The following is a 12226-nucleotide window of genomic DNA, read 5'->3' on the forward strand; positions in this document are numbered from 1 at the left end:
ATTTGTAGTGGTCAACAAAAATTGGTCACAGTTTTAGAGCTTTCCCAATATAATCGTTCTGATTCATTGGGCGTTAAGCCACCGTTATATTGATGCGGTCTAATCTGGCTATAATACCCAATGATATATCGTGTTATTTCTTGTTGTGCTTCTATAAAATTACAGTAACCTAAAATGGGTACCCATTCTGTCTTTAAACTTCGAAAAAACCGCTCCATAGGCGCATTATCCCAGCAATTACCTCGTCGAGATAAACTTTGCTTTATCTGATAACGCTATAGTAATTGGCGATATTGACGGCTTGTATAATGACTTCCTTGATCTGAATGAAACAGCATATTTCTTGGCTTACCTCTTGATTCAAAAGCCATTGATAATGCTTTTCCCGTTAGTTGGCTATCGGGTGAAAATAACATCGCCCAACCAACGGGCTTTCGAGCAAATAAATCCATCACAACCGCAAGATACATCCAACGATTACCTGACCAAATATACGTTACGTCACCTACCCAAACTTGGTTTGGCTCCGTGACCGCAAATTGTCGCCCAAGATGATTTGGTATTTCAACGTGCTCTTGAGTTGATTTTGTATATCGATGCTTTGGTGTTTGGCAACTCACCAAGCCAAGTGATTTCATAATCTGAGTTGCACGATAGCGCGTTAAAGGAACCTGTTTTGTCTTCGATACAATATCAGCAATAGTACGAGCACCCGCAGAACCGTGACTGCTTTCATGAGCTTCTCGAACAAGAGCCCGAAGCCGAATTTGTTCCGCTGATAGTGTTTTTGCGCGATGACGCCAGTATTGATAGCTACTGCGATGAACACTGAACACGTTACACAGTTGTTTAATACTAAAGCGCCGACTGAGTTTCTCGATCAGCGAGAATTGTTCAGAGAGTCCGACATCACCAGCGCTGTAGTCTTTTTTAAGATCTCATTATGCTCTTCAAGTTGCGCGATTTTCTTTTTCAATTCACGTATTTCAACCTGTTCAGGCGTCATGGGTGACGCTTTCGGAGAAATACCTTTGCGTTCTAGTTTGAGTTGCCGAACCCATTTGTCCATGGTTGATTTACCGACCCCCATTGCGTTGGCAGCCTCGACCACGGAATAGTTTTGGTCAAGCACCAATTGAGCCGCTTCAAGTTTGAATTAAGCACTGAAAAGCCGTCTTATACGTTTCGCCATAATTGTCACCTATCTGTTTGTGAGGTGATGATATCACCTCTGAGTTGGTGACCAAATTAACTATGCCACTACAATTAGAAGTAAATGAAGAGTATTATACAAAATATTTTCTGTAGTTATGTGATGGAATCTCTCTATAGTATTAGGGGCGGAGCTATAATTTTACGGGCTACATTAAATTGTATTATTTCTTAATTATCGGTTCAAAGAGAGTAAATAGAAAGTGAAGTTTCCTATCATTATCTACGCTCTAGTAGATAGTAGATAGTAGATAGTAGATAGTAGATTTATTTTCTAGTTATCAAATAAATAATGTTGCTAGTGTAAGTTGAGTATATCGAGAAAAGGGGGATTGATGGTACAATTATAAGTAGCTAGCCTCGATACGGCTAAAAATGGCTATCTTAATATGAAAATTGGTTTTTCTAAATATTTAATAGGAGTAGATATGATTAGGCGAGTAGAGTCAACTGGATATAAATATGATTTCAAGAAAAGTGGTTCTTTTGGAGTTTTTCAATCTAATGGCTCAACACCAATAGAATACCTTATGACGTCATTTAATTATGATGAATTACTAAACTTGTCTTATGCAAAGGATGTAACAACAGATTTAAATTTTGATTATTTAATTCAACGGGATATAGATGTTGAAAGAGCGACTAAAGAAATAAGTCAATATTTAGCCGCTCAAAAAGGACACATACAAAAAGAAATTGTTTTTCTTCCACCAATATTAGTAGCTATTGTAGCTGCTGACCGGACTGATAATTTAGAAAAATATTATCCAGAGTGTGAAGCTTCTAAGCCGAGTGATTCTGTTGGTGAATATATATTAAGAGAATGGAAAAATATTTTTCAAATTAGAAACTATCCAGTTAATGTTGGGCAGAAAATTAATATTAGACTTGAGGAGAAAATTGAAACTATAGATATTGATATTAATCAAGCAATGTTATTGGCCAATGTGACCCCAAAAATGGTAGCAGGTGCTAGATTAGTTGTTATTGATGGCCAGCATAGGTTGTATGCATTAAATTCATTAAGGAGATGTGATCCAAATCCTCTTTTAAATATAAATATACCCGTTTGTATTGTATTTCCTCCAGATTCAACAATAGAAAAAGCTAGTGATAATTCAACACCTTCAGTTCCTGAAGTGTTACGTAGTTTATTTGTTGATGTTAATTCAAAGGTTGAGAGGGTTAGTGGGCATTTCCTTACTCTTTTATCAGATCAAACTTTGAGCTCGATTATATGTCGTGAATTATGTAAGAAAATACTAAATACAGATTTAAAATATGGGTTAGGATTGATTGAATGGAATATAAAAAAACATAAAGAGTCAATGGAAATATCAAGAGAGCATACGATAACTAGTATAGGCGTTATTAATAATGCATTAGAGGAAGTATTTAAAACAAAAAATGGAGTAAGGATTATATCTGAAATCATCGGAGTAAATACTTGTAAAGATGATTTTGATTTTGGTGAGGATGAATATGGTGATAGTAATCCATGGCCTGAGTATTTTCCTTGGAGAGATTTTTCATCTAGGCATAAAGACAAGTTGACCGAATTAGTGAATGACACAATAGTTCCTGAACTCTATTATATATTTTTTGAAATCGAATTTCAGAAAAAATATATTGAAGAATATGAAATGTTTTTATTGGGGGCAATGGAGAAAGCTAAAGAAGATGATAGAAGTGATGCAAATATAATAGATGAAGCAATAGATCACATTGTTTTTAATAGCCCTTTATTGAAACCAGCAAAAGGAAAAACATTGGAAATGATGGGGGAATTAAAGGAAAAAATAAAAATTATTCCTTCATTCTTACGTACGGTTATTTTTCAAAAAGCAATAATTGATATGTGGGCAAATATCACATCAAAAATGTTAATATTAGGATTTGATAAAAGTAAGGCTAAATATATAGTTAAGGCTTATGTTGAATCTGCTTTTTCTAATACAAATAACATATTTGATTCTAGAAATGCACTCCTTCAAGACACTATTCTTAGTGGTAATAATATTAAAGTAACGAAGCAATCTAAAAATCAAATTGTTAGGCTTCTCCTATCTCAAGGTATTATCCCCGGTACAATATTAAATATTAGAAAGTTAGTGGATATTGATTCTAACGAAGAGGCTTTTTTGAAAGAATATGCTGAGTCTGAGCTTTCTTCATATATAGAAACCATGATATTAGATAAAAGAAAAAGTTTTGAAAGAGGATATCTGACTAGTAACAGACTGACCACATTTGAAAAGGAAAAATTAATTACCTTAGAGGAAAAAAAACAAAAAGAATTGAGTATTAATAATATTAAAAACTATGAATTAGAAACTAGTTTTGACAAAAAAATAAATGAATACATCAATGATGATGTTAGTGCATCTATCACAGAAATAATAAAAATTATGGGAGTGAAAGTTATTGATTTAAAACCTAAAGTTGATGATCTTGATGAAGAAATAATTTAGGATTTCTTGTATGAGTAAATTATATTTTTCTATAATTGGTCAGTACGATGACAAATTAGTCCAAAATGTATTTATGCTTTCTTCAGAATATGAGAATTATATGATTATTTCAAATGATTCTGCGAATATAGAAATATGGAAGAAGAATATTAAGGCGAGTCATGGTAAAGATATAGATTCACTTGTGTTAGATTCAAGTGTTTATATGCCATGTGTAGAGTTTTTTCTGGGGGAAATGGAATGTTTTAAAAATAAAACCTTGTTGAATGTAGATATAAAAAGCTTTGATGTTTTTGAGCAAGTCTCTATTTCTTGTATATTAGATGATGTTTTTTTGGATGATGGTATGACTATAGAAAGGAGTAGTCTAAGTTCTATTGATAGTATTATAAGAAATGAAATTGATTCTTTAAATGGTATTTATCAAAACATATTTGATATAATCCATGATATTTTTGTTGGTAAAAGTGAAGCGAGCCTAACAGAAAATATAAATAACATCTCATTATTCACTGATTTTTCATCATTGTCTTTAAGTGAAGTTAAAAAGAAATTTTTTAAGTTATCAAATTTAAAGGAATCTAATTATTCTTATGTTAATGATTTTATAAGAAACGTTAGGAGATATTTTAACTACTCATTCTTAACTATACCACAAAGTCCAGTGAATATAAGCTCGCTTTCTGCAACTAATAAATATTGTCAAGATGGTTTTCCTTTAGTGTTTAAAGTGATTTCAGTTATTCACTATTATTCAGCGGCATTATGTGAAATGAAAAAAGACTATAGTTTATCATTCTTACACATGGTCAGGGCTGTTGAGTGCTATATAGATGGATTGCTTTTAATGAATAATAATGCTAGCTATACTGCCTCAAACGAATATGCTGTTAATGGAAAATTAAGAAAAGGAGCTACATATAAACTCTCTCTAGCCTCACAATCAAATAATAATGGTCAGATGCTTCAGCAAGCATGTTACAAAAATGTACTGAAGTATATGGAAATGAGGAATAAATTTTTTCTCACTCATGGTGATATACGAGTGTGTGAGAATATTATTTCTGATTTTAGTTCAAATGTGTCTGATTTGATTTCTTATATAGAAAATCACACTATGCAAATAAATTTTCGATGGGTTAAAGCATATTCTGATTTGAGTAGCTTAATAAATATAAGTAAAAAAGACTTTATAATGAAATCTTTATTAGAAAAATATCATATAAATTGATATTCATACATACGCCAATACAAATTGTATTGGCATAATTTAATTACAATGCAAATGAGAAATCTATTAAGCTTCTATGATTTCTTAGTGCTGCAATCCCATCATCAATATGAGCAGCCCATGCTTTGTGCATTTCTTTTTGCTCTATCTGTGGATAAAGCATATTTAGTACCAACTCTGTTGATTGAAGCGTTTCACCTAGCCATGTGATTTTATCTAATACTAAAGAACCATCCAGTTTTTTATGGTCTTGCTCAGGTAAATAACGAAAGCCACTTTCTACTGAGCGAAAAAATGCTAGGCGGGCAGCAATATTAGGAGTGATACCAGTATATCCCTTTAGCTTTTTTAGTTGTTCTTCAGTTTGGCGGCTAAGCTGCATTCTATTTGGGAGCATTAGAGACCTCCTTAGTTAATTCCCAGAAATAACCTGGTGTCAGTTTTGATGACTTAGTCTGTGGATCAAAGACAATCTCATAAGTATGGGAAATATCATCACGTAGTTGATCAACAAAATAACTCTTATCCACTTCTGTGTCAGTAGATAATAACACTACCTGATGACTGGCAAATGGGAAGTAGTGGTTAATTAGTTTATCTCTGTGCTGAGAGTCTAAACGGCCTAATGGCGTATCAATAATTACTGGCAAATCACGTCCAGAGGTTTTTGCCAGAGCTTCAAGAATTGCAATCGCATAAATTTGCTTTTCCCCTGCAGAAAGGAGCTTGCGATTAATTATTGTGCCTTTTTCATCCATTAATTCCACATCAAACGTTTCAGGATGGATGTGTGCATTTAGTTGTAAGTCTTCTTTACGGGCTAATTTACGGTAAGCCGTTTCAAAGTTTACTGAAAGTGTTTTCACTCTCGCTTGAGTTAAAAGTTCACTGTAACGGTCAAGAAGATTGATTGTTTCTTGGGCATTATTAAATGCACTATCAGAGTTATGTTTATTACGCACCAAGTCGTGTATTCTTTGTATCTGCCGGGAATGGTCTAATTGCTGCTGCTTAGTGCGTTTGGCTTCTTCCAGTAAAGAACGATAATCCTGCCGTACACTCTCGCGTTTACGATCAAGCTCTCTGAGTTTTTCAAATAGCTCGAGAAGCTGATCGTCTTCAGGTGCCCGAGCAATATTTGTTGCTGCTTGCTCAAGTTGCTCTTCCACTTCTGCTAATTGACTACGATAAAGTTCAAAGCGCTGCCAGGATTTCTTACTGTCCTGCTCGATAGATAGTTGGAGCATTCCTGCTTCACGCTCGGAGATGTCAAATAACACTTCATCCTTGGGCTTCCCGGCAAGGTAATCTTTCAGATTATCTTCGATTGCTTCAGCAGCGATTCTCCCCGTTGTTCCTGAACGGAATGAAATATCATTTTTAAGTTGTATAAGGAATTGAGTTAATTCTTTTTCAAAACTGTTTGCTTGTTTTATTTGTATCTCAGTGTTAATTTTCTCGAGTAAACGCCCCAGAGTTTTAGGAGCTAGAGCGTAGGGAAGCGAGCTGTCACATTCATTACGTAGTGCTTTTTCTAGACGACCTTTTTCTTTTAACAGAGTATCAACTTTCTGTTTTTCTTGTGCTTTTGTCTGAGCAAATATACCGCCTTGTGCATTCAGAAGGTTTTCATATCGGTTGATTTCTTTTGATAGTAAGTCAATTCGTATTTTTGCAAAATCAGCTTGCTCTAAAATCTTTTCTGTTTGGAAAGCAAGCTGTTTAACCTGTTCTTCAATTTCAGTGAGTTTTTGCTGTTCAGAATCAACTAACTTGCTGGATTGCTGACGTTTAACGAAGATCATCAAATCACTACGAAGTTTATCTATAAGATCTAACCCCAATAAGCGACGTACTGCTGTGCGTAGAATATTTCCAGTATCGTCTTCCGCAAGTTCTGCAATTTTCTCACCATCAAAAAAGAATAAGTCCGCAATTCCATGTGGAATCAATTCATTCAAGAACCCCTGGCATTGATCATAATCGAGCTCTTCAAGAAGTTGACCATCTTGCTGAAGTGATAGTTGATCTTTTTTTCCTTTTTTCCATGTACGCGTTACAGTAAATTCAGCTTCGTGGCCACCTTTGTTGTAGGTAAAAATAAGTTTAACCGATGCTTCATCTGTCGCTGAGCCATTGTGAATTAAGGTACTGAGTTCTTTAACATAGTCTTGTTGCTGAGTTGATGAGCCAAACGCTAGTCGACCATATAATGTCAGGCGGATTGCTGATAGGATAGATGTTTTTCCTGCTCCATTAAGTCCACCGAGTAGAACTATCGGACGCTGCTTATCATCATTTTGATGTGTTCGCGGAGCTAAATCTATAACATGAGTACCATTAAATACACGAAAATTACGTAATACCAGTTGCTTAATTAACATGTGTCTTTTCCTCACTGGTAAACATATTTGCCCCACTTACATCGTCAATTCTATGCTGTAATACCCGCAGCTCGATTTCTAATTTTGTAATTTCTTCTTGATGAACATCTCGGTCATTACGTTTTTGTAAGGTTTCTTGTTGCTGTTTTATTTCTTCTAGACTGCCCCAGTCTTGCTTCAATATATTACCTAGTTTATCAAAGATACCTTGACGGCGGCTTAACCCTTCCATAGAAACCTCTAGTTCAATCAGTTTCATTACCATTTCAGGAGTAACGTCAAATTCTTGAGCAATCTGCTCAAGAAGTTCTGCATCACTAGCATTGAAACGAGATTGGTCGTCGATTACCCAGTCGAGGTTTTTTCCATAAACGTCGTGATAGATTCCTGGCAAAGTGTCGTACCAATCCGGTTCGTTTGGATCTTTAAGCCACTCTTGGCGAATAGCGTGTAACTCAGGCTGAGTAATTAATGTAATTTTATGACCTTGAACATTCATATCGCGTTCAATGGAAAGTAATTCCTTTAACCATTTCTGCCTATATTTAAGCCAGTATGGGCCAGGGACATGTTTACGTTCAGCGGTAAGGTCTTCACCATCTTTGGCATATTGATAGCTTACTTTACCTGAGCGCCGTTTGTAGTTACGGAAAGTATTTTTATTTACTGGATCAGTAGTAAATGCTAATAAATCACGATATCTCAGTAATGGAGACATCCATTCCTCACCATTTTTGATCAAGCTTTCCATCGCTTTATCTTTAGTGACAACTGTACAGGTCCAGCAACCAAAACGTGAATTACCACATGATGGAGTGCTATCATCAATGACTAAAGGGCATTCACCTTGAGCAGATGAATCCATATATAAAGTCCAAAGAGGTCGATTATTACCTCCCCATGGAGATTCCCATTCCTCTATATCTTCAGGTGCATAACGGAACGCACCTCTAAGTAATTTCCAAACATCTTCTACATCCCATGTATCGATGGGAGTGTAAATAAAAGCATTGGCTAAGGTCGTATGCCTGGCAAGCCGAGAACCATCGATCTTATGTTTTGCTATAACTTGAGCACGAGAGGCACTTTCACTACTACGTGAGCCTAAAACTACAATAACTTCTTCAAACTGTGACACTTTATCTTTAATAAATTCGCTAACAGGGTTAATTTTCATTCGCTCAGTACACCAGCGGAAACTCCTAGTCGGAGCGGGATACCCTTTACCTAAAAGATTTACCCAAAATGTTTCTTGAGTTTTTGGTGTAACTGCATGTTGAGTAATTGGTAATCCGTCACGTTTGGCCCCAGATTCGATTTGTAACATTGTTTTTTTTATCAAATCTACGACAACAGGAGTCTCAACCAATGTATCTGAGGAAACTACAAATATATCTTTAGTACGCATTTCTGGGGGAAGACCCAATAAGGCTAAATATATAAGAGTGATAACGGCAGAGGAGTCTTTTCCTCCACTATATCCAATAACCCAAGGACGGCTATCTGCGCAATATATACGCTGCACTTCAGATACATATGTTGCTAATGAATTACCAGCAAATTGCTCGGTATTTATATACTCTTCATAATCAGCTAAATCATAAGCTTGTACTAATTTATTCATAATGTTACCAACTGGTTTTCAATTTCTTGTTCTTCAACGGTAAGAGGAAGTAATAAAGCTAATTTTAGTGCATTACAAGTTAACTGAATCGCAGTATTAGATTTGCTTAACTTACCATGTAACATTGCCCTTTTAATAAGCTCAGGATTGCTTTTTTTCCAGTTAAATGTCTTCAATTCTAAGAGTTTTTCTTGCCATTCATCAGGGTACTCTTTTAATAAGGTATTTCCCAATAGCCCCAAAGCTTGTAAGCCAATACCATGAGCATGTACATATTCCTGACGTAGATGTGCTGGTGAAACTTCCTTTTTTGCTGCGAGTTGCCAGTCAGGCATTGCAAGAAATATTTGTTTCCAATATGAGCTCGAGAGTAGCATGCACTCTTGTATATCTTCTTTTTTAGGATGCCGGCCAAGCAAGGCTTTAGTTGCTTGTTTAATGCTACTTAGAGTAAAAAGCTTATTTGATAAAATACTTATGCTTGATTTTTCTAGCTCGGTTAAATCTACAAATGGTTCTATAGACATAGCTAAATATCTAGCCAAATTTGAGCTAGCATCTCTATGGTCATATAGCGTTGAAAGGGATGGACTAGGGCGAATAGCATATTTATTTAAATCGGCAAACATTTGTTGGCTACGCTTGAGCCCTTCGTCGACAAAGAAAAGCACGGGTATATTATCTTGTCCTAATTCAGGTTTTTCTTCTAGGGCATCTTCTATTGCTTTACGTCGATGTTGCCCATCATTGATTAAGATCTGGGCTTCCATTGGAACACGCAATGTTCCCAAATTATTAGAACCAGAATGTTCTTCAAATTGTACGTCAACTGCTATTGAAGCTGTTAAAGCAGAAAAAACATAATCTTTAGGGTTATCGAGTAAGTACTTCACCATTTCTGGTATACGAGCTTTGTTCAATATTCTCTGTGCTCTTAATTCTGGGGGGACTTCACTTTCGTCAAAACTAAAGATTTTGGGGATGATTCGCATAGGGCATGTTGCGATATAAAAAGCTCGCCCTGCTTGAATTCCTCTTACAGCAGGAAAGGAATAACAATATTCGGTATCAAAATTAGCCATTTGCATTTCTCTTTTACGTTAATAGTTACGTAACTACCGTGATTATAACATTTTTTAACGTAATATCGAGAGGTTGGATAGTAAATGTAACGTGATTTTATACGTTAAAATGCAATGCATAATTATCCATTATCCTCCCTCTGACCTAGTTTATTTATTAGTTTACCAATCTGCTATCTCACCAGTTGTTCTTCAATTTTCATCTTCAGGGCATTCAGCCAATCATCTAACAGAAAAATCAGTATCGAATCATTCCAGAACAGCCACATCAGTTTGTTAGCAAACGAGAGTTGCCCAAGCCAAAGATACTCACTAAGTATAATGTCCTCCAGTATCGGGTGTGCTATTGGTATCGGGGAAGCGAATATTAGCCACCAGCTGAGGGTGTCTATTTCGAATCATCAGCTAACTGATAATTTGGTAAAATCATTTAGCTAGTTTTGAAAATGAGGTAATAAGTTCTTATCACGAGAAGGGAAAGCCTCATTGTGATACTAATTACTATATTTGAACTTTCGCAAGATAGGGGGTTGATATGGGGATAAGCATTGTATTTGGTTAAGCTGAATGGTTTAGCCTCTAGATTCAGCAATACGAGTTTGTAACCATTGTTCAACCTCACTCCGTAACCAACGGGAGCTACGTCCTAGTTTGATAGGCTTAGGAAACTCACCATCTTGGATCAGCTTATAAAACCACTTATCCGTTAACCCCGTTAGTTTAGTGATAAATTTCATATCAATGAATTGGTCGTTCAGTAGTGGGATGTCAGTTGTTTGAATAGTCATTGTTTGTTTCTCCGAGTATTAAAAAGGAGAAGGAGCCGTAAAGGGATAATGGGACTGACGGGGCTCCTTCAAACAATAACGGACTGGCGTAATTTTTGACACGCCCTCAAACAGGGGAGCCGATTGGCGGCGGTATCCGTTTCACATCATGCCGTGCCACGGTGTTTACTGAATCACGGACATCATGCTATTCCTGTGGTTAAAGCGAGTTGACTCGCCGTTTACGACCGCCTTTTTGTTTCTCGGGCACCTCACTGTATTGATATACCCGACGTGGTGTCCGCTGGCTCTCTTTCGCGAGGTATTTCAAGACATGCTGCAGACCTTGACGTCCTCTCACGTCATCGTGCGCAATCACACGCTCTCCCTGAACGCGATAGTGTGCTTGAGGGGTACAGTGATACGCATACCCTTCCCCCTCGGTGACCGCTTTCCATATCGCACGGATATCTTGCCAAAAATTCCACACTCGCTGATAACGTTGACCATTAATGTAAAAAACCGCATGAATGTGAAATCGATGCGCTTTCCCATATTCCAATACCCAAGCAAACCCCACGACACCCACAAGTTCGTTTACCTGCTCAATTAAATGGGTCATGTCGGCCGCGATTTGGTGCATATCAACAAACTCAAACGCATCCCCCTCTTTGAGGTAGGCAAAATCAATACGCAACATCATGAGCTTGGAATACGATGCAAACAGTCTGTCCTGGTGTGCCAATAATTGACGTTGTAATGCGTAGTCTGCTTTATGGTTAAATTTCATGATTAAATTCCTCAGTTGATAATTTGTCTCATGAAATAGCAGGCCTATTTAATTTTTGAATGGATGCAAAAAGAAACGCGAGAAAATGTTAGAAAATGCCTTACCCACAAGCGGCGGTGAATGTCGTCGTCTGTCTCCCCTACCAATAAAATCGTCACCGTCACACAATAGGCAGGAAAAATACACCACAGATTCAATAAGCCCTTCACGTGTTGATACCATGGCCTGTCACGCTAATGACAATGCCTGCGTTTTCATGATGGATTTTATGGTGAGGGTTGAACACGGACTGTCGAATGACACAGCAATGGCAATGACGTATTCATGACTGACTGTCAAATATCATGGTGCGTTAATAATATTAACTAACCTAAACGTTTTATTTTTCACCTTAAAGTCGCCTCCCGATTGTTCTGAGTGAACACACGTTTGTCCACTAATTTTCACGAAGAAATTATTGCATTATTATTAAATTAAAATGCAATAAATATGGTATATTTAAAATCATAACATATTGATTAATCGTTAATATAAGCATTATTTAATATCGTGATATCCCGCTGATATTTTACTAATATCTCCCTTGTATCATAGCATTATCTACTTTGAATACTCGGTGAATATTCTGTATATCACAGGAATGCCCGATAAAAGATTCATCGCAA

At 36.4% G+C, this 12226-nt stretch carries 9 protein-coding genes and 1 pseudogene; 3 read left to right on the top strand and 7 right to left on the bottom strand.

The genetic code is table 11. From position 1 onward, the window contains the following. Nucleotides 1-11 precede the first annotated feature (11 nt). A pseudogene (locus PSE83_RS13755) lies at nt 12-1229 on the bottom strand (IS3 family transposase). A gap of 372 nt (nt 1230-1601) precedes the next feature. Here PSE83_RS13755 and PSE83_RS13760 point away from each other — a divergent pair. Both PSE83_RS13760 and PSE83_RS13765 read left to right on the top strand, forming a co-directional pair. After that, nucleotides 1602-3683: a DNA sulfur modification protein DndB gene (locus PSE83_RS13760; RefSeq protein ID WP_272660922.1), complete on the top strand. Its 2082-nt coding sequence runs from the start codon at nt 1602-1604 to the stop codon at nt 3681-3683. Between the two features lie 10 nt (nt 3684-3693). After that, on the top strand, nt 3694-4914 hold the full coding sequence (locus PSE83_RS13765) for a hypothetical protein (RefSeq protein ID WP_272660923.1): 1221 nt from the start codon (nt 3694-3696) through the stop codon (nt 4912-4914). 43 nt (nt 4915-4957) lie between these two features. On the opposite strand, the gene dndE is transcribed toward PSE83_RS13765, so the two are convergent. The 6 genes from dndE to PSE83_RS13795 form a co-directional block, all read right to left on the bottom strand. Further along, a complete protein-coding gene (dndE, locus tag PSE83_RS13770) occupies nt 4958-5311 on the bottom strand; it encodes a DNA sulfur modification protein DndE (RefSeq protein ID WP_272660924.1) in 354 nt (117 codons plus the stop codon). Then, a complete protein-coding gene (dndD, locus tag PSE83_RS13775; protein WP_272660936.1) occupies nt 5298-7298 on the bottom strand; it encodes a DNA sulfur modification protein DndD in 2001 nt (666 codons plus the stop codon). Before dndD ends, dndE begins: the two co-directional genes overlap by 14 nt. Beyond that, nucleotides 7288-8922, bottom strand: a complete 1635-nt coding sequence (dndC, locus tag PSE83_RS13780) for a DNA phosphorothioation system sulfurtransferase DndC (RefSeq protein ID WP_272660925.1) — start codon at nt 8920-8922, stop codon at nt 7288-7290. Before dndC ends, dndD begins: the two co-directional genes overlap by 11 nt. After that, nucleotides 8919-10004, bottom strand: coding sequence for a DNA sulfur modification protein DndB (gene dndB / locus PSE83_RS13785; RefSeq protein WP_272660926.1), 1086 nt, complete (start codon nt 10002-10004; stop codon nt 8919-8921). Before dndB ends, dndC begins: the two co-directional genes overlap by 4 nt. Before the next feature lie 572 nt (nt 10005-10576). After that, nucleotides 10577-10792, bottom strand: a complete 216-nt coding sequence (locus PSE83_RS13790; protein WP_442960080.1) for a helix-turn-helix transcriptional regulator — start codon at nt 10790-10792, stop codon at nt 10577-10579. Nucleotides 10793-10991: 199 nt separating this feature from the next. Next, nucleotides 10992-11561 (bottom strand): inovirus-type Gp2 protein, encoded by a 570-nt coding sequence (locus tag PSE83_RS13795; protein ID WP_272660927.1) that lies wholly within the window; start codon nt 11559-11561, stop codon nt 10992-10994. An 85-nt stretch (nt 11562-11646) separates the two neighbouring features. Here PSE83_RS13795 and PSE83_RS13800 point away from each other — a divergent pair, with 85 nt between their 5' ends. Continuing rightward, nucleotides 11647-11889: a hypothetical protein gene (locus PSE83_RS13800; RefSeq protein WP_272660928.1), complete on the top strand. Its 243-nt coding sequence runs from the start codon at nt 11647-11649 to the stop codon at nt 11887-11889. Nucleotides 11890-12226: the final 337 nt, after the last annotated feature.

The sequence above is a fragment of the Providencia sp. PROV150 genome (assembly GCF_028481025.1).
In the GTDB taxonomy this organism is placed as follows: Bacteria; Pseudomonadota; Gammaproteobacteria; order Enterobacterales; family Enterobacteriaceae; genus Providencia; species Providencia hangzhouensis.

Coding starts and splice junctions, on each gene's coding strand:
- PSE83_RS13760 (WP_272660922.1), top strand. CDS start 1,602: ATGAAAATTGGTTTTTCTAAATATTTAATAGGAGTAGATATGATTAGG.
- PSE83_RS13765 (WP_272660923.1), top strand. CDS start 3,694: ATGAGTAAATTATATTTTTCTATAATTGGTCAGTACGATGACAAATTA.
- dndE (WP_272660924.1), bottom strand. CDS start 5,311: ATGCTCCCAAATAGAATGCAGCTTAGCCGCCAAACTGAAGAACAACTA.
- dndD (WP_272660936.1), bottom strand. CDS start 7,298: ATGTTAATTAAGCAACTGGTATTACGTAATTTTCGTGTATTTAATGGT.
- dndC (WP_272660925.1), bottom strand. CDS start 8,922: ATGAATAAATTAGTACAAGCTTATGATTTAGCTGATTATGAAGAGTAT.
- dndB (WP_272660926.1), bottom strand. CDS start 10,004: ATGGCTAATTTTGATACCGAATATTGTTATTCCTTTCCTGCTGTAAGA.
- PSE83_RS13790 (WP_442960080.1), bottom strand. CDS start 10,792: ATGACTATTCAAACAACTGACATCCCACTACTGAACGACCAATTCATT.
- PSE83_RS13795 (WP_272660927.1), bottom strand. CDS start 11,561: ATGAAATTTAACCATAAAGCAGACTACGCATTACAACGTCAATTATTG.
- PSE83_RS13800 (WP_272660928.1), top strand. CDS start 11,647: ATGTTAGAAAATGCCTTACCCACAAGCGGCGGTGAATGTCGTCGTCTG.